This is a genomic window from Lysobacter brunescens (genome assembly GCF_042677005.1).
Taxonomy (GTDB): Bacteria; Pseudomonadota; Gammaproteobacteria; order Xanthomonadales; family Xanthomonadaceae; genus Lysobacter_I; species Lysobacter_I brunescens.
In genome coordinates this window covers 1287010-1308815 of record NZ_JBHTIF010000001.1, presented here as the reverse complement: position 1 = coordinate 1308815, position 21806 = coordinate 1287010, and the positions used below count along the sequence as shown (strand labels likewise).

Below are 21806 nucleotides of genomic sequence, written 5' to 3'. Positions count from 1 at the left end.
CTTTGCCGCAACCAAGGATTTCCCATGGATTTCTCCCGATTCTTCATCGACCGGCCGATCTTCGCCGCAGTGCTGTCGATCGTGATCTTCGCCGCCGGCCTGATCGCGATCCCGCTGCTGCCGATCGGCGAATACCCCGAAGTGGTACCGCCCTCGGTGGTGGTGCGCACGGTCTATCCCGGCGCCAATCCCAAGGTGATCGCCGAAACCGTCGCCACGCCGCTGGAGGAAGCGATCAACGGCGTCGAGGACATGATGTACGTGAAGTCGGTCGCCGGTTCCGACGGCGTGCTCGCGCTGACCGTGACCTTCAAGCCGGGCACCGATCCGGATGAGGCTGCGGTGCGCGTGCAGAACCGCGTGGCGCAGGCGCTCGCACGCCTGCCCGAGGACGTGCGCCGACAGGGCGTGACCACGCAGAAGCAGTCGCCGGTGTTCCTGATGGTGGTGCACCTGGTGTCGAAGGACGGCAAGTACGACTCGCTGTACCTGCGCAACTACATGCGCCTCCACGTGAAGGACCAGCTGGCGCGCATTCCCGGCGTCGGCGACGCGCAGCCCTTCGGCGGCGGCGACTACGCGATGCGCCTGTGGCTGGACCCGGACAGGATCGCCGCGCGCGGCATGACCGCAAGCGACGTGCTGCGCGCGGTGCGCGAACAGAACGTGCAGGTCTCCGCCGGCCAGCTCGGCGCCGAGCCGATGCCCAACGGCAGCGATTTCCTGCTGCCGATCCACGCCAAGGGCCGCCTGCAGGACGAAGCCGAGTTCGGCGACATCGTGCTCAAGAGCGGCGATGATGGCGAAATCGTCCGCCTGCGCGACGTGGCGCGCATCCAGCTGGCGGCGGGCGACTACACGCTGCGTGCGCGCCTCGACGGCATGAACGCGTCGGCGATCGGCATCTTCCAGGCGCCGGGCGCGAACGCGCTGGAGATCCGCGACGCGGTCATCGACAGGATGGCCGAGATCCGCAAGACCCTGCCGCAGGGCGTGGAGATCGTGTCGGTCTACGACACCACCATCTTCGTCCGCGATTCGATCAAGTCGGTCATCACCACGCTGCTCGAAGCGACACTGCTGGTGGTGCTGGTGGTGATCCTCTTCCTGCAGACCTGGCGCGCGTCGGTCATCCCCCTGCTGGCGGTGCCGGTGTCGGTGGTCGGCACCTTCGCGGTGCTCTACCTGCTCGGCTATTCGATCAACACGCTGACGCTGTTCGGCCTGGTGCTCGCGATCGGCATCGTGGTCGACGACGCGATCGTGGTGGTGGAGAACGTGGAGCGGCACATCGAGCACGGCGCCACGCCGCTCGAAGCCGCGCACCTGGCGATGAAGGAGGTCTCGGGCCCGATCATCGCGATCGCGCTGGTGCTGTGCGCGGTGTTCGTGCCGATGGCCTTCCTCACCGGGGTCACCGGCCAGTTCTACAAGCAGTTCGCCGTGACCATCGCGATCTCGACCGTGATCTCGGCGATCAATTCGCTGACCCTGTCGCCGGCGCTCGCCGCGAAGCTGCTCAAGCCGCACGGCAGCCACAAGGACGCACCTTCTCGCCTGATCGACCGTCTGTTCGGCTGGCTGTTCCGTCCGTTCAACCGCTTCTTCAACAGCAGTTCGAAGCGCTACGAAGGCGCGGTGTCGCGCACGCTGGGCCGTCGCGGCGCGGTGTTCGCGGTGTATGCGGCATTGCTGGTCGGCGCGGGCGTGATGTTCCAGGCCGTGCCGGCGGGCTTCATCCCGGTGCAGGACAAGCTGTACCTGATCGCCGGCGTGAAGATGCCAGAAGGCGCCTCGATCGAACGCACCGATGCGACGCTGAAGAAGATGGCCGCGCTCGCCAAGCAGGTGGAAGGCGTGGAAAGCGAGATCGCGTTCCCCGGCCTGAATCCGTTGCAGTTCACCAACACGCCCAACAACGGCGTGGTGTTCTTCACCCTCAAGCCGTTCTCCGAGCGCACGCGCAGCGCCGCCGACATCACCGCCGAACTCAACCAGAAATTCTCGACGATCCAGGAAGGCTTCACCTTCGCGTTCATGCCGCCGCCGATCCAGGGCCTGGGCAACGGTTCGGGCTGGTCGCTGTTCGTCGAGGACCGCACGCGCCTGGGCTACGGCGCACTGCAGGGCGCGGTGCAGGCCTTCCAGGGCGCGGCATCGCAGACGCCGGGCCTCGGCTACCCGATCACCAGCTACCAGGCGAACGTGCCGCAGCTCGAAGCCGACGTCGATCGCGTGAAGGCGAAGGCGCAGGGCGTGCCGCTGACCGAATTGTTCGACACGCTGCAGACCTACCTCGGTTCGGCCTACGTCAACGACTTCAACATGTTCGGCCGCACCTGGCAGGTGATCGCGCAGGCCGACGCGCCGTTCCGCGACCAGGTCGAAGACATCGCCCGGCTGCGCACGCGCAATGCCGCCGGCGACATGGTGCCGATCGGTTCGATGGTGACCGTGCGGCAGACCTACGGCCCCGACCCGGTGATCCGTTTCAACGGCTACCCGGCCGCCGACCTCCTCGGCGAAGCCGATCCGCGCGTGCTGTCCTCCGGCGAAGCGATGGCCAAGGTCGCCGAACTCGCGCAGAACACGCTCCCGCAGGGCATGGGCATCGACTGGAGCGACCTGAGCTACCAGCAGGCTACGCAGGGCAAGGCCGCGCTGGTGGTGTTCCCGCTGGCGGTGTTGCTCGCCTTCCTCGTGCTGGCCGCGCTGTACGAAAGCTGGACCTTGCCGCTGGCGGTGATCCTGATCGTGCCGATGACCCTGCTGTCCGCGCTGTTCGGCGTGTGGCTCACCGGTGGGGACAACAACGTGTTCGTGCAGGTCGGCCTGGTGGTGCTGATGGGCCTGGCGTGCAAGAACGCGATCCTGATCGTCGAGTTCGCCCGCGAGCTCGAACTGCAGGGCAAGGGAATAGTAGAAGCGGCCCTGGAAGCCTGCCGCCTGCGCCTGCGTCCGATCGTGATGACCTCGGTGGCCTTCATCGCCGGCACCGTGCCACTTGTACTCGCCGGCGGCGCCGGCGCCGAAGTCCGCTCGGTCACCGGCATCACCGTGTTTGCCGGGATGCTCGGCGTCACCGCCTTCGGCCTGTTCCTCACCCCCGTGTTCTACGTCGCGCTGCGCAAGCTGGCCAACCGTCCCCTGGTGTCGCACGCACCGCAGGCGACGCACTCCGCAGACGGCGTCGCCGTCTGACGCTTCTCTCCAGACACGCCTTCCCCATCGATACACAAGGCATCCATCCCATGAGCACCGCACGGAAGATCGCACTCGTCGCTGGCGCCATCCGCGGCATCGGCCTCGAAACCCTCCGCCAGCTCGCCGCGTCGCGCTCGACCTTCGACACCAACCTGTTCGGCGTGATCTCGACCACGCAGGCCTTCCTGCCGCTGCTGCGCAAGTCCGTGGCAGGACGCATCGTCAACGTGTCCAGCCTGCTCGGCTCGATCGCCGAGCACATCGGCCCGCAGTCGCCGATCTTCGATTACAAGCTGCCCACCTGCAACGTGTCGAAGAGCGCACTGAACGCATGGACCGTGCATCTGGCGCACGAACTGCGCGACAGCGGCATCAAGGTCAATGCGATCCATCCCGGATCGGTGAAGACCGACATGAACGCCAATGGCGACCTCAGCATCGAACTGGGTGCGAAGAGCAGCGTCGCGATGTCGCTGATCGGCGACATCGGTCCCACCGGCGGCTTCACCCACCTCGGCCAGACCCTGCGCTGGTGATCGCACAACACGCACCGGCGCACGCATTCGCGCCGGTGCGTCCCACTTCGACAACGATTCAACCGCGATGCTTCGTGCGTCGCCCACGGAGCATTCCATCATGAACGCCTTTCCACGCGCCCTTCCCTCGCTGCTGACCATGGCTGCGCTGTCGCTGGCGATCTCCGCCTGCACTGTCGGCCCGGACCATGTACGCCCCGACCTGCCGCTGCCGGAACGCTTCGCACGCGATGCCGGACCGGTCGACGCCATGTCGACGCCTTCCGCTGATGCCGCGTTCTGGCGCGGATTCGGCGATGCACGGCTCGACACGCTCGTCGATGCCGCGCTGTCGGCCAACCACGATCTGCGCATCGCGCTCGCGCAGTACGACCGCGCCAACGCGCTGCTGCGCGGTGCGAAATTCGACCGCTTGCCGACGATCACCGCGAATGCCGACGGCCGCGACACGCGCGCCAGCAGCGACCAGATGCCGGGCGTCGATCGCGATGCGCGCGATGTCGAGTCCTACAGCATCGGCGCGAACGTCGCCTGGGAACTCGACCTCTTCGGCCGCATCCGTCGCAACGTCGAAGCTGGCCGCGCCGATGCCCAGGCCAGCGTCCTGGATCTCGCAGCAGCGCAGGTCGCCATCGTCGGCGAAGTCGCGCGCACTTATTTCGAATTGCGCGGACTGCAGGAACGCCTGCGCGTGGCGCGCGAGAACGCGGAGAACCAGGCGGAAACCCTGCGCCTGGTGCAGGCGCGCTACGACGCGGGTCGCGACAGTGAATTCGACCTGTCCCGCGCACGCGCGCAGCAGGCCGCGACCTCCTCGCGCATTCCCGCGCTGGAAGCGCAGGTGGCAACCGCAATACATCGACTCGCTGTGCTGACAGGGCGCGCGCCGGATGCGCTGATCGCCGAGCTGTCGGCACCCGCGCCGCTGCCCGCGCTGCCCACACGCATCGATCCCGGCACGCCCGGCGTCCTGCTGCGCCGTCGTCCCGATGTCGCTGCGGCGGAAGCGCGCCTGCATGCCGCGACCGCGCGGATCGGTGTCGCCACCGCCGACCTGTTCCCGCGCTTCACGCTCGGCGGGCTGATCGGCAGCCAGGCGATCGACACAAGCGCGCTGTTCGAACGCGGCAGCGAAACACGCCTCGTCGCGCTGGGCATCGATTGGTCGTTCCTCGACATCGGCCGCACGCGCGCGCGCATCGCCGCCGCCGATGCCGATGCGTCAGGAGCGCTTGCCGGCTACGAACGCAGCGTGCTGCTCGCGCTGGAAGACACCGAGAACGCCCTGGTCCGCCATGCCCGCGCACGCGAGGAGGACGCCCTGCTCGAACGCGCCGCCGTCGACAGCGCAAGGGCCGCGACGCTCGCGCGCACGCGCTTCGAAGCCGGCGCCACCGGCCTGCTCGAAGTGCTCGACGCCGAACGTACGCGCCTGCAGGCCGAAGACGCCTTCGCGGACGCACGCACGCGCAGTGCCACCAGTGCCGTCGGCCTGTTCAAGGCGCTGGCCGGTGGCTGGCCGCAATCGCCACCGGTGCGGATGGAGGTGGGGCAGCGCTGATCACGCGCTGTCATCCGGATCGTTTCGGTTCGGCCGCGACAATGCCTGCAGCAAAAAGCATCGTCATCCTCGCGCAAGCGAGGACCCAACCATCCGTAATGATCAAGTATGGGTCCTCGCTTGCGCGAGGATGACGTGCGTTTGACTGGCGCTTGAGTGGTTGCTGCGGAAACTCATCTCACCCGCCGCTTCAACTCTCCGATCAGTTCAGAGACTTCCGACGGGGCGAGCTTGGCGAAGCGTTCCGGCAGGAGGCTGCGGCGCGAGGATTCCTGCACGGCGAGCAGTTCCATGAGCTGGATGGTGTCGGTGTGCTGCGGCGGGATGAAGTCGGCGATCGCCTGCTCCAGGTGCGTGGCGGCGAGCGCGACGCCGTCGTTGCGGGCGATGTCGAGCGCGAGCAAGGCGATGGCTTCGAGGTCGGCGTTGGAATAGCCGTCGAGGCCAGCGAAGGCATCGCCGAGCGCGGCGATGCTGTCGTCGGCAAGTTCGACCCCGTTGCGCTTGAGGATCGCGCGGACGATGCGCAGGCGGTCCTCGCCGGTGTCGACGTAGAAGAAGGGAATCTTCCGATCGAGGCGGCCCGGGCGCTTGATGTCGACGTCGAGCTTGTCCGGTCGGTTGGTCATCAGGATCGTCAGCACGTGGCCGCGGTTGGCGGTGTCGGACATGAAGTCCTTGATCCGCGCGATCACGCGTGAGGAGGTGCCGCCGTCGCTGTCGCCACCTTCGCCGTTGCCGAAGCTGCGGTCGCCTTCGTCGATGACCAGCGCGATCGGGCTCATCGCGCGGATGATCTTGAGCACGCGTTCGAGGTTGGACTCGGTGGAACCGACCCATTTCGAGCGGAAGTTCTTCAGCACCACGCCGGGCAGGCCGGCTTCCTTCAGGAAGGCCTTGATGACGAAGGTCTTGCCCACGCCCATCGGGCCGACCGCGAGCAGACCCATCGGCGCGAGCTTGCGGTCGCCTGTCTTGATCGTGGCAGCGATCTTCATCAGCTCGGCCTTGATCTGGTCGTAGCCGCCGACCGCGTCGAGCCCGTACGAGGGATCGAGGAATTCGATGAGGTCGCCGCAGGAGCGCTGGATGATCTCGCGCTTTCGTTCGCCGATGATCGCGAGCATCGCGTCGAGCGGATCCTCGTTCGACGCCGGCGCGGCGTGACCGAGGATCATGAAGGCGATTTCCTCGCGGGTCTTGCCGGCGGTGACGCCCGCATACATCTCGGCGCGCTGCTGCGCATCGGGCGCGTCGCCGAGCAGCTGCAGCGCCAGCGCCTTGCGCTCCGCCTCGGGCAAACCGGCGGCGGGGCGTTCGGCGACGATGCTGTCGATCTCCAGGAGGCGCAGGCCGGCGGTGTGCTTGGCGACCAGCGCCTGCTGCTCCGGTGCCATGTGCGGCGCGGACTGCGCGACCAGCTGCATCCGTGCGGGTTCGTCCGGGTACGCGACCTCGATCGCGCAGATGCGCGGATTGGTGTTCAGCGAGGGATGGATTTCCGACAGCGAGGCGCACAGCAGCACGACGATGTGGTTGCGCTGCAGCAGCAGGCCGCTGAGCGACCAGTCGTGGAAGATCTCCAGCAGGCCGCGTTCGTCGGTGCTGAGGAAGGTGGTCTCGGCGTTCGGCACGAGATCGCCGGCATGCGGCAGCGCCAGGGCGATGCCGTCGCCGGTGCGCATGCGCAGTTCGAGGTTGGCCATGCCTTCAAGCAGGGAGTCGCCGCCATCGACCGGCTTGGTGCCCTCGCCGCGCCGTTTCAGCCCGGCGTGGCGCAGCGCGAGTTCGTAGCGCTGCGGCTTCGCCGCCAGCACCACGTCGTGCACGTAGTCGGAGAAGGGCTGCAGCTTGCCCTCGTGCGGCACGCCGTCATGGACATTGCCGTGCAGGATGAACAGCCCGGCCTCGCCGGCGAGGTAGCGACGCTTGAGTTCGTCGGCCCAGTGCGGAAGCGGGGAGCCGCTGGACGGCGTGCCGTTGAGGGTGGTCATGGTGGCTAACTCCTTGGAACGGCAGATGGCGCGGGCCGTGCTTCTCCCTCCCCTTCAAGGGGAGGGCCGGGGTGGGGATGGGTTCCGCTGACGCGTAGCGACTGTGCGCATGAGAACCTTCGACCCCATCCCCACCCAAACCCTCCCCTTGAAGGGGAGGGCTTCAAAACGCTTGCGATCAGATCGTCCGGTTCGCGTCCGATGCCGCAGCGCGATCCTTTTTCATCGCTTCGAGCTTGGCGCGCGCGGTGGCCTTGCTGCTGCTGGCCTTGAGCGCGTTCAGGCGGGTGTCGAGGTCCGACTCGCGCAGTTCGTCGCCGAGCTTGGCCTTGGCGATGGTGTCCTTGATGCCGGTGCGGACGTTCTCCAGCGCGCGCAGTTCGGCGTCGACGGACAGGCCTTCGAGCTGGTCGTTGATGCGGGTGCGCGCCTGCGCGCTCTGCATCTTGGCGAGCATGCGGTCCTTCTCGGCCTTGAGCTTGCCGATCTCGCCCTTCACGTCGGTCAGCGCGGTCTTGGCGGTGTCGACGTCCTTCTCGGCGGCCTCGAGTTCGGCCTGCAGCGAAGCGATGTCGGCGTCGACGGCGTCCTTGCGCTCGATCAGTTCGACCGCGAGGTCGTCCTGACCGGTCGCCATCGCCTGTTCGAGCATCGCGCTCAGCTCCTTCTGCTGCGCCTGCGCCTTCTGCAGGCGATCGGCAGCGTCCTCGCGCAGGCGGATCAGGCCGGCAGTGGCGTTCTTGAGCTTGTTGTACTTCTCGATCATGGTGTTGATCGCGTTCTCGTACGCGATCTCGGGGTGCTGCTGCTCCAGCCCGGTGACGAAGAGCGAGAAGAAGCCGCGCACGAGGTTGGCGAGTCGGCTGAAGAGGTTCATGAGTGTCTCCTGGTTGCAGCTTGGTGTGTTCGGGGGATGGAATGGACGCGGATCATTTCGCCGCCCTCGCCGCCTGGCGGGCGGCCATGGATTTGGCACCGGCGGCGCCGGTCTTGAAGTAGTCGCTGTCGAGGTCGTTCTGCGACAGCTCCAGCTCGATGTCTTCCTCCAGCTGCAGGCGCGACAGCGATTCGCCGAGCTTCGAGCCGAGCGTGCTGGAGTACGGGCTGGCGACGACGAGCTGGTAGACCTCTTCGACCTGGTCGGGCAGCGAGACCAGCGCGGCATCGATCGACATGCGTCGCGCGGCGAGCTTGTCGTGGCGCAGCTTGATCGCGGCGTAGTCGTCGCGCGCCATCTTCAGGTGGCGGTAGCGCGGATCCTGCGCATCGACCTGAGCCAGCGCCTGTTCGGCCTCGCGCAGGCGGCGATCGATGGTGGCTTCCTCGCCACTGCGCAGGCGTTCCTTGATCGTCATCTGCGCAAGCCAGAGCGCGAGGAAGTCGACCGACGCCTTGTCGACGCGCTCGGCGTCGTCGTAGGAGAGCTGGCTCTGCGCTTCGCCGGCGATGCGGTACAGCACGTCGGAACGCTCGACGATGGCCAGGTATTTCTGCCACATGCCCATGCCGACCACGCGCTCCATGCCGCCATGCAGGGAAAAGAGCTCCTGCTGCAATTGCGCGCGGCGCTGGTCGATGGCGCCGCGTCGCGCGTTTCTGTCCACCTTGCTGCGGAACTTCGGCAGGTCCGGGATGACCAGGGCGAGCAGGGTCTGCACCGCGCCGAGCACGACCAGTGCGCCAAGTGCGCCGGCGCCACCGGCCGGGATGGACGCGATGGCGGCGGCCAGGCCGCCGCCGAGCAGGGTCATGACGTTGGCCTGGCTGGTGAGCCAGGCGCGGAGGTAGCTCACGGGCTTCGGCGTGGCTGACATGCGTTACACGCTCACCCGCACGTTGCCCTTGCCGGTGGCCTGGTGCAGGCGGCTGAGGATGCGCTGCTCCAGCGCGGCGGCTTCGGGCATGCGCAGCCAGCCGCTGTCGCGCGGCTTGGGCGTGGCGATGGTGAAGTCGTCGGCGACGCGCGCCGGCTGCGTCGACAGGACGACCACGCGGTCGCCGAGCAGCAGCGCCTCGGTCACGTCGTGGGTGACGAACACGATCAGGCAGGGATGTTCCTGGAACAGCTTCACCAGCAGCTGCTGCATGTCTTCGCGGGTCTGCGCGTCGAGCGCGCCGAAGGGTTCGTCCATCAGCAGGATGCGTGGCTTGAGCACCAGCGCGCGCGCCAGGGCGATGCGCTGGTTCTGCCCGCCGGACAGCTGGCTGGGATGCAGCTTCGCCTTGTCGGCCAGGCCCACTGCTTCGAGCATGTGCATCACGCGGTCGCGACGTTCGGCCGCCGGGACGCGATCGCGCCACAGGCCGAGCCGGAACGGAAACGCGACGTTGTCGTGGACGCTCAGGTCCGGACGGTTGGCGTAGCGCTGGAACACCATCACCGCATCGTCGTGGGCATCGGTGCAGGGTTCGCCGTCGATGTTCACGCTGCCGCTGGTGGGCACCGGGACGTTCATCGGCCGCACGCCGCCCATCATGTACAGCAGCGTGCTCTTGCCGCAGCCGGACGGGCCGAGCAGCATGTTGATGCTCGGACCCTCGAAGCGCAGGCTCAGGTCGTCGACGACGCGGTTCACGCCGCCTTCGGGACGCGGGTATTCCTGGACGATGTGTTCGAGCGAAATGATGGCTGCAGGCTTGGCGGCCGCGCCCTTGCCCTGCGTGGCGGTCATGCCTGGGTCTCCCACGGATAGAAGCGGCGCTTGGCCAGGCGCATCAGCTGGTACGTCAGCAGCGCGAGGGCCATGATCACGATGATCCCGGCGAACACCTGGTCCATCGCGCTGAAGCGCTTGGAGTTCTGGATCAGCTGACCGAGGCCGGACTGCGCGTTCACGTATTCGGCGACGGTGATGTAGGTCCACATCACCGAGACGCTGACGATGATGGCGTCGGCGATGCGCGGCATCGCGATCGGCACCACCGCGTGGCGGATGCATTCCCACGGCGTGGCGCCGAGGTCGCGGGCGCCGACCCAGTGGCTCTGCGGCACGGCCTGGATCGCGTCGCGCACCATCGGCACCAGGTAGACCGCCGCGCCGAGGAACAGGAACGCGATCTTCACCTCCTCGTCGATGCCCAGCCACATCACGAGGATGGGCAGCAGCGCGACCACCGGCGCGGAGCGGAAGGGATCCACCAGCGGCGAGAGGAAGGCGTTCACCTTCGGCGAGGCGCCCATGAGGATGCCGAGCGGCACGCCGATCAGCACCACCAGCAGGCCAGCGATGGCCACGCGACCGACCGAGGACAGGATCGCCGGCAGCAGCAGGCTCTTGCCGTCGCTCCAAGCCAGGTAGCTCAGGGCGTCGAACACCGCGATCGGCGAAGGCAGCTTGTTGCGGCTGATCCAGCCGCTGGCGCTGAGCGCGAACCACGCCAGCAGCACGACCGCGACACCGGCGAAGCCGAGCTGCCGCCGCGTGCCGGCGGACAGCGCGGCGTAGGGATTCCAGGGGCTGGCCATGGTTCCGTGGCTCCCGTGCTTACGGACGCGCGCCGTAGACCGCGATGCGGGTCGAACGGTTCATCTCGCGGCAACCGTCCAGGCCCACGCCTTCGGACTGCGGGTTGTTCTCGTCGCACAGCGGCTTGCTCGAACCGTTGCCGACGATCTTGAAGCGCTCGCGCGGGAACTCCCACTGCCTGGTCAGGTAGTCAACCACGGCCTCGGCGCGCGCGCGCGACAGGCGATCGTTGACGGCCGCGTTGCCGGTGCTGTCGGTGTTGCCGCTGATCTCGAAATAGGCACCGCCGTTGTTCTCGATGAACGGCACCATCTCGGTGTCGATTGTGCGCTCGGCGCGCTTGGTCAGCCCCGCCTGGCCACTGGCAAAGTTCACGGTCACCGGCTTGGTGACTTCGGCCGGCGCGGCCTGCACGGCTTCCTCGCGCGCGGCTTCTGTGAAGACCTCTTCCTTCTTCGCTTCGACCTGCGCGGCGGTGCTGGCGTCGTAGAGCTTGCGGATGAAGCGGGTGTCGAAGCTGTCGGCCGGATTGATCACCGGCGACTTCGGGTTGGCCAGAGCGCCGGCGGCACGGTAGATCTGGTCGAAGCGCTGGTACACGCGGGCGTAGTGGTTGGTGTCGCCGGCCAGGCCGAGGATGCGCGCGTTGTCGGCCACGCCGGTCCACAGCAGGTTGTCGAACAGCTTCTTCACGAAGCCCTTGCCTTCGTCCTTGGCGAGCAGGGTGAAGAATTCCTCGGTTTTCACCAGTGCGTCGACCGCGCCGTCGGGGTTGGCCTTGGCGGCTTCGACACCGGCCATCCAGCCGTTCACCAGCTTCTGCACGGCGGCGGCGCCTTCCTCGCTGTCGAGGACGCGCTTGTCGCAGACGATCACGTCGAAGATGAGGTTGGACGCGGTGCGGGTGGAATAGACCACGTGGCCCCGGGTCGCGCGCAGCGCGAGCGAGAGGTCGGGATCCCACAGCGCGGCGGCGTCGACGTTGCCCGATTCCAGCGCGGCGCGGACGCCGGCGGTGCCTTCCTCGGCGCCGATGAACACGTATTCGATGCTCTGCTTCTTCCGCGCGGACAGCGAGGAGTTGTCGACCGCGTCGATGGTCATGCCGTGCGACGGCGTGAACTGCAGCATCGCGACCTTCTTCCCGGCGAGATCCTCGACGGTGCGGATGGACGGATCCTTGGCGATGATCGCGTCGGCGCCGCGGGTGTTGTCGACGATCATGACGGCGCGGCCGTCGTGGCCGCTGTTGCGCAGGTTCGGCTGCTCCTGCGCCCAGAAATCGGAGGTGCGCCAGACGCACTGCGCGGTGCCGGCCTCGAAGATGGTCGACAACGTCGGAATGTCGTCCTGGATGACGAATTCGACGTTAAGGCCTTCCTTGTCGAAGAGCGAGCCCGGCTTCGTGGTCAGGCTCTGGCCGTTGGCGACCAGCGCCGGGGCATAGCCGTGGAAACTGACGATGCTGACCTTCAGCGGGTTGCCGGACGAGCCCAGCGGACCGTCGCCCTTGCTGCTGTAGGCGGCGGCGCTGGCCGGCTTGCCGTCGGCCTGCGCGGTCACGGCCGGCGCGTCGCCGCCTTCGGCCTTGCGGTTCTTGTAGAGGTTCCAGACGACCGAGCCGGAACCGACGACGACGATCGCGCCGATCAGGATCTTGGCGAAGGGGGTGAGCTTGACGGCCATGTGGCGCTCCTGGGGGACGAAAACGGAGTGGAGACGGAAGTCTGGATGGAGTACGGGATGGAGGCAGGTCGGGACGGCGTCACTTCGCCGGTGCGCGGAACTGGGCGGCCAGTTCCTCCAGGCTCAGCACCTGCGCATCCAGGCGCTGGGTCTCGCGGGCCAGCGCGGCCTTGTTCGATTCGGATTCGGACTGCAGCCGCGCGATGTCGGCCGCAGTGGCGCCGACCGCATCCTGGATCTGCGCCTCCAGGACGGCGATCTGCTGGCGCAGGTCGGCCAGGCGGGCGTCGCGGCCGCTTTCGAGCTCGGCGATCCGCGCCTGGTTCGCGCGCACCAGGGCGTCGGCATTGCCCTGCAGGTGGCGCTGGTGGCCGCGCAGGGCGGCGATCTTGGCGTCGGCGTCGGCCAGCACCTGGTCCATCGACCAGGTTTCGTCGGCGACGTCCATCGCGGTGATGGCGGCGCGGCGGGTGGTGGGGTCCAGGGCCTTCAGGCCGTCGACCAGCTTGATCAGGCGCTCGACCGGGAATCCGGCATCGACCACGCCCTGGCGGGCGAAGATCTCGGCGAAGTCCAGGCCCTCCTCCACGCCGGGGGTGGCGGGCGCGGCGGCGTCATCGGCGGCGGGCATCGGTGGCGGCGACCCCGTGGCGCGGCTCTCGGCCTCGGCGGCGCGGCGGATGATCGCGTCGATGTCGCTGTCCTCGGCCGCTGGCGCCGGCGGGGCCGGCGGCTCGCTCGATTCGATCAGGCGTGCGGCTTCCAGGATCTTCTTCAGTGTCGCCATGCGGTCCCCGGGGAATCTGAATTGCGCGAATGCGTCCAACGCAAGAATAAGGTACCGGGGGGACAAATCCAGCGGTGACGGATGTCACACCTCCGGATGCGCGCGCTGCCGGGCTCAGACCCCGCGATGCTTGCCCCGCCACGGCGCGTACCAGGCGCGGATGCGGGCCATGTCGGCATCCATGTCGCCGGTCAGGTGGAAGGGTTCGCCGATGCCGATGATCTTCTCGGGGTAGTGGAAGTAGGCCGGCAGCACCGGCACGCCGGCGGCGCTGGCGATCTTCCAGAAGCCCGGCTTCCAGCGTTCGACGCGCTTGCGCGTGCCTTCGGGCGCGATGCCCAGCCAGAAGCGGTCCTCGCGCTCGAAGCGTTCCAGCATCTGCTCGATCAGTCCGCGCGCGGCGGTGCGGTCGACCGGAATCACGCCGAGGCCGCGCAGGATCGGGCCCAGCGGCCACCAGAACAGCTCGCGCTTGGCGAAGATGCGGATGTCCAGGCCCAGGGCGACTTTCACCAGCATCCCCCAGATGCCGTCCCAGTTCGAGGTGTGCGGCGCGCCGATCAGGACCAGCTTCGGGATATCCGGGAAGCTGCCGGCCATGCGCCAGCCGCCCAGGCGCAGCAGGCTGCGCGCGATCCAGCGCAACGCCCGGCCCGACCGGACGCGCGGCACCTGCGGCGGCAGCGGGAGGACGACGGGGCGGTCCGCCCCCTGCGAGGGCGCTGCCTCGGGGGCGGCCATCAGTCCCAGTCCTTCGTCGCGCGCTGGCGCTTCACGCCGGATCGCTGGCGCTTGTCGTCCAGCCGCCGCTTCTTGGCGGCCTTCGACGGCTTGGTGGCGATGCGCGGCGTCGGCGCCTTCAGCCCGGCGGCGACGAACGCGGCCAGGCGTTCGCGCGCGTCCTGGCGGTTGCGCTCCTGGGTGCGGAACCGCTGCGCGTTGATGACCAGCACGCCCTCGGCGGTCATGCGCCGGTCGCGACGGGCGAGGAGGCGCTCGCGCACGGGCTCGGGCAGCACCGCCGACTGGGCCACGTCGAAACGCAGCTCCACCGCCGTCGCCACCTTGTTCACGTTCTGCCCACCCGGCCCGGACGACCGCACGAAGCGTTCGATCAGTTCCGATTCGGGGATTTCGATGCCTGCGTCCACATGGCCCTCCGCGGCCGATTGTAACGAGCGCGTGCCATCGTGGCGGCCCGGCGCCGGTTCGATGCCCGCATACCGCACACGTTGACCGTCCGCGCGCGCCTGCCGGATGATGCCAGTCCGCCATGGAGGACCCCCGCATGCTTCGTTCCGCCCTGCCCTGCGTACTCTTGCTGCTGGCCGCCCTGCCGGGCCATGCCCAGGACCCGGCCGCGATCGGCAGCGGCTACGACCCCGCCTTCGTCGGGGGTCGTGCGCGCCCAGCCCCGGCACCGGTCCGCGAAGAGCGCCCGACCTCGATCGCGGCGATGGAGCGCGCCACCGCCGCCGAGGAAATCGAAGCGCTGCTGCGCCAGGTGCGCACCCAGCAGGACGGCAGCCGCGATCCGGGCGACGGCGACGACGGCGACGCCATGGCCGCGATCCAGCTGCGCAACCAGGCCGAGGGGCTCGTCCGCCGCCACTGGAACCAGCTCGGCCCGCTGTCGCGGGACCTGTACGGCTCGACCTTCGACCGCAGCCATCCCGACGAACAGCGCGGCGTCTCGCGCTACAACACCAGCGACGCCAACGACCCCGAGACGCGCCTGCGCACCGGGATGCGCGATGCCGAGCAGGAGATGCGCAACCTCGAATCCCTGCTGCTGCCGATGCTCAAGGACCTGAAGCAGGCCACCGACACGGCGATCGAGCAGGGCGTGCGCCGCCGCTGACCCGACCGTCCCGGAACGATTCCAGATGACCTCTGTCCGCACACGCGCCGCCGCGCTGCTGCTCGCCGTGGCCGGTGCCTTCGCCGCGCCTTCCGCCTTCGCCACCGAACCCAGCGATGCCCAGGTCGATCGCCTGATCGAAGTGATGGACATGCGCCGCGTGCTGGACGAGATGTTCGTGCAGGTCGACACCATGGCTACACAGATGGGCGAACGGATGCTCGGCGAGGACGCCACGCCCGCGCAGCGCACGGTGATGGGCGACGCGATGAAGCAGCAGAACGCATCGCTGCGCAGGCTCATGTCCTGGGAGAACATGGGACCCATCTACCGCAGGATCTATCGTCGGCTTTTTACGGCTGACGAAGTCGACGCAATGATCGCCTTCTACGGCAGCGAGACCGGGCGCGGGATCATGCGCAAGATGCCGCAGGCGATGGAACTGGGCATGCAGGAAATGCAGCCCCTGCTGCAGGCGCATCTCGCGCAGATGCAGAAGGAGCTGGAAGCCGCGAAGCAGGACGCCGAAGCCAGCCCGAAGAAGGACTGATCACGCCGGCGACGCATCGCCGAACAGTGCCAGCGCCTTCGCGAATTCCGCGTCCAGCGGCGCCAGCGCGTCGACCCGTTCGCCGCTGTGCGGATGGATGAAGCGCAGGCGCTCGGCATGCAGCAGCATGCGGTGGATGCCCATCATCCGGAACGCGCGGTTGTGGCGGCCGTCGCCATGGCTGGTGTCGCCGATCAGATGATGCGACAGATGCTTGAGGTGCCGGCGGATCTGCCGGAAACGACCGGTCTGCGGCTGCGCGCGCAGCAGCGCGTAGCGCGAAGTCGGGAATTCGGTGCCCGCCGCCGCCGCCGAGGGCAGGGCCAGCTCGCACGTCGCCAGCCTGCGGAAACGCGTCACGGCCGGTTTCTTCTGCGGCTTGCCCGGGCCGCCGTCGAGCGGATGATCCACCTCGAATGTTTCCTCGGCCGGCCAGCCGCGACAGACCGCGAGGTAGTCCTTCTCGAAGGCATGCGACATCAGCACCTTGCCCAGCGCCGAGGCGGTGTCGCGGTCGAAGGCCAGCAGCAGGCAGCCGCTGGTCGCGCGATCGAGGCGATGCACCAGGAAGATCGGACGCCCGAACTGCTCGCGCAGGCGATCGGCGGCGAAGTCGGTCTCGCCGCGCGCCAGGGCGCTGTCGTGGACCATCAGCCCCGCCGGCTTGTCGACCACCGCCAGCCAGTCGTCGCGATGCAGCACGGCCAGTTCGGCCGGGACCACCGGATCGGGCATCGCCTCTGAGGGCATCGCACCCGAGGACGGGGCATCGGGGAACTCGGGAGACGACTTCTGGGTCATGGCGTGGGCGGTGCGATCTGCAAGCATCCGCCATTGTCCCCCGAAAGCTGCCCCCGAAAGCCCGAACCCAAGGAGTTCCGATGTCGAGCCTGTCCCCCGTCCGTCGCTATGTCCGGCCGCTCGCGCTGGCCTGCGCACTCGCGCTGGCGGCGCCGCTGGCCCTGGCCGGCGACGGCATCGCGCCGCCGAAGGGCGTGGCCGCGGGCCCCTGCGTCGAAGGCATCTGCGAATACACGCTGGGCAACGGCCTGCGCGTGCTGCTGTTCCCCGACGCGAGCAAGCCGACGGTCACCGTCAACATCGCGTACGGTGTCGGCTCGGTGCACGAGAACTACGGCGAGACCGGCATGGCGCACCTGCTGGAACACCTGCTGTTCAAGGGCACGCCGACCCACGGGGACATTCCCGGCGCGCTGAAGGCGCGCGGCATCCAGTCGAACGCCACGACCTCGCTCGATCGCACCAACTACTACGGCTCGTTCCCGGCCAACGACGAGACGCTCGACTGGCTGCTCGCGCTGGAAGCGGACCGGATGCTGAATTCCTTCGTCGCGAAGAAGGATCTCGACAGCGAGATGACCGTCGTCCGCAACGAGATGGAGCGCAACGAGAACAACCCGTCCGGGATCATGTTCCAGCGCCTGCGTTCCACTGCGTACCTGTGGCACAACTACGGCAACAGCACGATCGGCGCGCGTTCGGACGTGGAAAACGTGCCGATCGAGCGGCTGCAGGGCTTCTATCGCACCTGGTACCGGCCGGACAACGCCACGCTGATCGTCGCCGGCCGCATCGATCCCGCGAAGACGCTGGCGCGCGTGCAGGCCCGCTTCGGCACGCTCAAGCGACCGGCGAACGCGCTGCCGAGGCTCTACACCGTCGAGCCCACCCAGGATGGCGAACGCGAGGTGATGGTGCGCCGCTCCGGCGACACCCGCGTCGTCGGCATCGGCTACCGCACCCCCGGGTATACGCATCCGGACAACGCCGCGCTGGACGTGCTGATGGATGCGCTGGGCGACGCGCCCGGCGGTCGACTGCACAAGGCCCTCGTGGAGACCAAGCTGGCGGCGTATGCCGGCGGCGGCAACGGCGACCTGCGCGACGGTGGCCTGCTCAGCCTGGTGGCGGTCACGCCGAAGGACGGCGACCTCGCCCGCGCCGAGGCCGAACTGCTGCGCCAGGTCGAAAGCCGCCTCGCCGCCGAGCCGATCACCGCGGACGAGGTGGCCAAGGCCAAGCAGCGCATCGCCAACGGCTACGAGAACACGCTCAATAACGTCAACGCGATCGCGATGTCGCTGACCGAATCCGTCGCGGCCGGCGACTGGCGGCTGTTCTTCCTGCGCCGCGACCAGGTCGCGAACGTCAGCGTCGACGACGTCAACCGCGTCGCGCGCACCTACTTCAAGCCGAGCAACCGCACTATCGGCCGGTTCATCCCCACCGAAGCGCCAGAGCGGGTGGACATCGCCGCCGCCCCCGCGCCCGTGGAGGCGCTGAAGGGTTACGTGGGCAAGGCCGCCGTCGCCGCCGGCGAAACCTTCGACCCGAGTCCGGCGAACATCGATGCGCGCACCACCACCTTCACCCTCGGCGACGGGCTGAAGGTCTCGCTGCTGCCGAAGGACACGCGCGGCGACACCGTGTCGGTCAGCGCCTGGTTCCGCTTCGGCGATGTCGACGCGCAGCGTCGCTTCCCGCGCGCGGCGACATACGCCATCGGCGAAATGCTGATGCGCGGCACGCAGACTCAGACCCGCGAACAGATCGCCCAGCGGCTCGAAACGCTGAAAACGACGGCGAACGTCCTCGGCTTCGGAGAGCTGGCCGTCGTGTCGCTGCAGTCGCGCCGCGAGCACCTGCCCGATGCCCTGTCCCTGATCGCCGATGTGCTGCGCTCACCGTCGTTCCCGGAATCGGAATTCGAGCAGTTCCGGCTCCAGACCATCACGGGACTGGAAAACAGAAGGAAGGAGCCCTCTTCCATCGCCAACCTCGCGCTCGCCATGCACTTCGATCCCTGGCCGGCGGATCATCCCTACCGTGTACGAAGCATCGAGGAGCAACTGGCCGACCTGCGTGCGCTCAAGCGCGAGGACATGGCGGCCTACCACCGCGAGGTCTACGGCACCGCACGCGGCGAGATCGCGATCGTCGGCGATTTCGATCCGGCGACGATGCGCGCGCAACTGGATTCGCTGTTCGCCGGCTGGCGCAGTCCGGCGCCGTACGAGCGCGTGCCGATGTCCTACAGCGAGGTGCCGGCGCGCACGGCGCGCTTCGAGACTCCCGACAAGGCGAACGCGACGCTGATCGCACGCAGCAATCTCGCGTTGAACGAGAACGACCCTGACTACCCCGCATTGCTGGTCGCCAACGACATCCTGGGCGGTGGCGCAATGAGTTCGCGGCTGGGCGACCGCCTGCGCCAGAAGGACGGCCTGAGTTATTCCGTCAGCAGTTCCGTGTCGGCAGGCAGCGCGCCGGGACGCCGCGACGACAATGGCAGCCTGGTCCTGCAGGCGATCGCCGCGCCGCAGAACATCGACAAGGCCGAGGCGGCGATGCGCGAGGAACTGGCGCGCTTCGTCCGCGACGGCGTCACCGAACAGGAGTTGAAGAAGACGGTCACGGATCTGCTGACCCAGCGCCAACAGAGACGCGCCAGCGACGGCAGCGTCGCCGGCACGCTGGCGCGCAATGCCTACATGGACCGCACGATGGCCTGGACCGCGCAGTTCGAGGCGAAGCTGCAGGCGCTGACGGTCGACGAAGTCAACGCGGCGATCCGCAAGCACATCCGTCCGGAGGCCCTCAGCGTGTTCGCGGCGGGCGATTTCGCGAAGGCGAAGGCCGCAAGCGCGACCGGCGCGCCTGCTGCGAAGTGATCAGCACGGTCAGCCATGCCTCCCGCGCGCGGGAGGCATGGCCCATCAGCGCCTCGGCCAGGCCGCGACGAGCGCCCAGAGACCGCCGACACCGGCGATCCACGCGGCGGCGGGAATGCTGAACATCGACGGCCCGCCGGCTTCCAGCGCATAGAGCACCGCCGCGACGATCAGCAGGCCGGTGCCGAGGATTGCCGAGACGATGCGTCGCTGCATCGCGCGCAGCGTGGTGGCGAGATCGGAGAGGTCGTGCGAACGCATCGACAGCTCGTGGCGGCCGTCGACCTGCTGGCTCAGCCAGGCGTGCAGCAGCTGCGGCATGTCCGGCGCGCGCGTCACCAGCTCGGGCAGGCGCTTGCGGAAGTCGCGCACCAGCCGCTGCGGGCTGTAGCGCTCGACCAGGATCTGCTCCAGCACCGGTTTGGCGACGGCCCAGATGTCGAGCTCCGGATCGAGCTGTCGGCCGACGCCTTCGATGTTCAGCAGGGTCTTCTGCAGCAGGATCAGCTGCGGCTGCAGGGTCAGTTCGTACTTCTGCGCGGTGCGGAACAGCTTGACCAGCACCTCGGCGAGCGAGATCTCCGACAGCGGGCGCGTGAAGTACGGTTCGCAGACCGCGCGCGCGGCGGCTTCCAGTTCGTCGATGCGGATCGTCGCCGGCATCCAGCCGGCCTGCACGTGCAGCTCGGCGATGCGGCGGTAGTCGCGGTTGAAGATCGCCATGAAGTTCTCGGCGAGGTAGTACTGGTCCTCGGTCGAGAGCTGGCCGACGATGCCGAAGTCGATCGCGATGAAGCGCGGGTCCGCCTTGCGCGCCGGGTCGATGTCGACCCAGATGTTGCCGGCGTGCGCATCGGCGTGGAAGAAGTTGTCGCGGAACACCTGGGTGTAGAACACGCGCACGCCCTTCGCGGCGAGCGCCTTGCGGTCGATGCCGGCGGCGTCCAGCGCGGCGACGTCGTCGCTGGGAATGCCGTGCACGCGTTCGAGCGTGAGCGCGCGCTCGGCGGTGTGGCTCCAGATCACCTCGGGCACGTACAGGTCGGGCGAATCCTTCCAGAACCGGCGGATCACCGAGGCGTTCGCGCCCTCGCGCTGCAGGTCGAGTTCGGCGGCGAGCGTGGTCTCGACCTCGCGCACCACTTCGCGCGGACGGATCTTGTCGGCGTTCGGGTGCGCGCGCTCGACCAGCGTCGCAACGCTGTTGAGCAGGGCGATGTCGCCGGCGATCTGCTTCTCGATGTCCGGCCGCAGCACCTTCACCACGACCTCGCGTCCGCCGGGCAGGCGCGCGGCGTGGACCTGCGCGATCGAGGCCGAGGCCAGCGGCGTGGTGTCGAAATGTTCGAACGCCTCGCGGATGTCCTGGCCCAGCGCCTGCTCGACGATGCGCCGCGCGGCCTCGCCGTCGAACGGTGCGACGCGATCCTGCAGCAGCGACAGCTCGGCGGCGATGTCCGGCGGCATCAGGTCGCGGCGCGTGGAGAGGATCTGCCCGAACTTGACGAAGATCGGCCCCAGCTCCTGCAGCGCCAGGCGCAGACGCGCGCCGCGCGGCTGCGCGGCGACCTCGGCCGAGGCGCGCGGCACGAACGGGCGGGCGAGCTTGAGCCAGCGTTCGGCCGGCGTGCCGTCGAGCAGGTCGTCGAGGCGGTAGCGGATCAGGACGCGGCCGATGCGCGCCGCACGCAGGACGGCGCTCATGCGCCGACCCGCTTGTGCAGGCGCGTCACGCGCGCGGCGAGGCGCTCGGCATCGTCGCGCAGGGTGTCGACGTCGTCGAAGAAGGCGTCGAGTTCGGCGCGCGGCACGACATCGCGCGATTCCTCGGTCAGGTATTCGGCGGTGGTCTCGGCGAGCTTGCGCCCGCCCTGCTGCGCCCCGCGCAGCGCAGCGGCTGTGGCATTTGCGATCTGCACGCCGATCACATCGCCGAACACGCGGGTGAAGGGCAATTGCCAGTCGGGGTCGAAGCGTTCGGCGAGGCGCTGCAGGCGCCGCGCGAGTTCGGCATCGCCCTCGATGCGCAGGCGCCCGACCGGCATCGCGTCGGCCTCGTCGGCCGGCGTGCCGAGCAGGCGCGGCAGCAGCGTCCGCATGCCCAGCGACACCACGCTGCCGAGCGTGCTGCGCACCGCGAGGTCGGGCTGCGCCGCGCCTTCGCTGGCGGCCGGGCCCACCTGCAGCCGCGCGCCGGCGACGGTCATGCGCAACGCCAGCGGCTCGGCCTCCCGCCCGGCGGGTGCGTCCAGCGCCAGCACCACGCTGCGGCCATCCAGCGGCTGCAATGCGGCGCGGGTGTCGGGATCGAGGTCGATGGCGCGATTCAACGCCGCTTCTAGCGCGCGGCCGGCCAGCGGTTTCCAGTCGAGGGGGAAGGTACTCATGCGGGCATTCTAGCGGGGATGGCCGGATGCGCCGGGGACGGCTGCATTCGGGCAAATTGCCTCACCTCGCCCTTTCCCCGC

General features: G+C 68.6%; 17 protein-coding genes and 1 pseudogene. 6 read left to right on the top strand and 12 right to left on the bottom strand.

Annotated elements, in window-relative coordinates; all coding sequences use genetic code 11:
- Nucleotides 1–24: 24 nt before the first annotated feature.
- The 3 genes and pseudogenes from ACFQ0E_RS05575 (at nucleotide 25) to ACFQ0E_RS05565 (ending at nucleotide 5301) form a co-directional block, all read left to right on the top strand.
- Nucleotides 25–3201 (top strand): efflux RND transporter permease subunit, encoded by a 3177-nt coding sequence (locus ACFQ0E_RS05575; protein ID WP_386822687.1) that lies wholly within the window; start codon nucleotides 25–27, stop codon nucleotides 3199–3201.
- Nucleotides 3202–3296: 95 nt separating this feature from the next.
- A pseudogene (locus ACFQ0E_RS05570) lies at nucleotides 3297–3740 on the top strand (SDR family NAD(P)-dependent oxidoreductase); the annotation flags it as partial.
- A 100-nt stretch (nucleotides 3741–3840) separates the two neighbouring features.
- A complete protein-coding gene (locus tag ACFQ0E_RS05565; RefSeq protein ID WP_386822686.1) occupies nucleotides 3841–5301 on the top strand; it encodes an efflux transporter outer membrane subunit in 1461 nt (486 codons plus the stop codon).
- Nucleotides 5302–5474: 173 nt separating this feature from the next.
- Here the strand turns inward: ACFQ0E_RS05565 and ACFQ0E_RS05560 are convergent, their stop codons facing one another.
- From ACFQ0E_RS05560 to arfB, 9 genes are all read right to left on the bottom strand, one after another.
- Nucleotides 5475–7295, bottom strand: a complete 1821-nt coding sequence (locus tag ACFQ0E_RS05560; protein ID WP_386822685.1) for an ATP-binding protein — start codon at nucleotides 7293–7295, stop codon at nucleotides 5475–5477.
- Nucleotides 7296–7473: 178 nt separating this feature from the next.
- Nucleotides 7474–8172, bottom strand: a complete 699-nt coding sequence (locus tag ACFQ0E_RS05555) for a PspA/IM30 family protein (protein WP_386822684.1) — start codon at nucleotides 8170–8172, stop codon at nucleotides 7474–7476.
- Nucleotides 8173–8224: 52 nt separating this feature from the next.
- Nucleotides 8225–9109: a hypothetical protein gene (locus ACFQ0E_RS05550; protein WP_386822683.1), complete on the bottom strand. Its 885-nt coding sequence runs from the start codon at nucleotides 9107–9109 to the stop codon at nucleotides 8225–8227.
- Nucleotides 9110–9112: 3 nt separating this feature from the next.
- Complete coding sequence (locus ACFQ0E_RS05545; RefSeq protein ID WP_386822682.1) at nucleotides 9113–9967, bottom strand: ABC transporter ATP-binding protein; 855 nt, start codon at nucleotides 9965–9967, stop codon at nucleotides 9113–9115.
- Nucleotides 9964–10761 (bottom strand): ABC transporter permease, encoded by a 798-nt coding sequence (locus ACFQ0E_RS05540; protein WP_386822681.1) that lies wholly within the window; start codon nucleotides 10759–10761, stop codon nucleotides 9964–9966. The genes ACFQ0E_RS05545 and ACFQ0E_RS05540 overlap by 4 nt, the downstream gene beginning before the upstream one ends.
- Before the next feature lie 19 nt (nucleotides 10762–10780).
- Nucleotides 10781–12448, bottom strand: a complete 1668-nt coding sequence (locus ACFQ0E_RS05535; protein WP_386822680.1) for an OmpA family protein — start codon at nucleotides 12446–12448, stop codon at nucleotides 10781–10783.
- A 79-nt stretch (nucleotides 12449–12527) separates the two neighbouring features.
- Nucleotides 12528–13235, bottom strand: coding sequence for a hypothetical protein (locus tag ACFQ0E_RS05530; RefSeq protein WP_386822679.1), 708 nt, complete (start codon nucleotides 13233–13235; stop codon nucleotides 12528–12530).
- Nucleotides 13236–13349: 114 nt separating this feature from the next.
- Nucleotides 13350–13976 (bottom strand): lysophospholipid acyltransferase family protein, encoded by a 627-nt coding sequence (locus ACFQ0E_RS05525; RefSeq protein ID WP_386822678.1) that lies wholly within the window; start codon nucleotides 13974–13976, stop codon nucleotides 13350–13352.
- Entirely contained in the window at nucleotides 13976–14386 is a 411-nt protein-coding gene (gene arfB, locus ACFQ0E_RS05520) for an alternative ribosome rescue aminoacyl-tRNA hydrolase ArfB (RefSeq protein WP_386822677.1), read from the bottom strand. Before arfB ends, ACFQ0E_RS05525 begins: the two co-directional genes overlap by 1 nt.
- Nucleotides 14387–14523: 137 nt before the next feature.
- On the opposite strand from arfB, the gene ACFQ0E_RS05515 reads away from it, so the two are divergent.
- Together ACFQ0E_RS05515 and ACFQ0E_RS05510 are read left to right on the top strand one after the other, a co-directional pair.
- Nucleotides 14524–15096 carry a hypothetical protein gene (locus ACFQ0E_RS05515; protein ID WP_386822676.1) on the top strand — a complete coding sequence of 191 codons (573 nt, stop codon included), beginning with the start codon at nucleotides 14524–14526 and terminating at the stop codon, nucleotides 15094–15096.
- A 25-nt stretch (nucleotides 15097–15121) separates the two neighbouring features.
- Nucleotides 15122–15646: a DUF2059 domain-containing protein gene (locus ACFQ0E_RS05510; RefSeq protein WP_386822675.1), complete on the top strand. Its 525-nt coding sequence runs from the start codon at nucleotides 15122–15124 to the stop codon at nucleotides 15644–15646.
- Here the strand turns inward: ACFQ0E_RS05510 and ACFQ0E_RS05505 are convergent, their stop codons facing one another.
- Nucleotides 15647–16396, bottom strand: a complete 750-nt coding sequence (locus ACFQ0E_RS05505) for a pseudouridine synthase (RefSeq protein ID WP_386824046.1) — start codon at nucleotides 16394–16396, stop codon at nucleotides 15647–15649.
- A 131-nt stretch (nucleotides 16397–16527) separates the two neighbouring features.
- On the opposite strand from ACFQ0E_RS05505, the gene ACFQ0E_RS05500 reads away from it, so the two are divergent.
- Complete coding sequence (locus ACFQ0E_RS05500; protein WP_386822674.1) at nucleotides 16528–19338, top strand: M16 family metallopeptidase; 2811 nt, start codon at nucleotides 16528–16530, stop codon at nucleotides 19336–19338.
- A 45-nt stretch (nucleotides 19339–19383) separates the two neighbouring features.
- On the opposite strand, the gene ubiB is transcribed toward ACFQ0E_RS05500, so the two are convergent.
- Nucleotides 19384–21042 (bottom strand): ubiquinone biosynthesis regulatory protein kinase UbiB, encoded by a 1659-nt coding sequence (gene ubiB, locus ACFQ0E_RS05495; RefSeq protein ID WP_386822673.1) that lies wholly within the window; start codon nucleotides 21040–21042, stop codon nucleotides 19384–19386.
- The gene (locus ACFQ0E_RS05490; RefSeq protein ID WP_386822672.1) at nucleotides 21039–21725 is read right to left on the bottom strand and encodes a ubiquinone biosynthesis accessory factor UbiJ; all 687 of its coding nucleotides are present in this window, start codon (nucleotides 21723–21725) and stop codon (nucleotides 21039–21041) included. Before ACFQ0E_RS05490 ends, ubiB begins: the two co-directional genes overlap by 4 nt.
- Nucleotides 21726–21806: the final 81 nt, after the last annotated feature.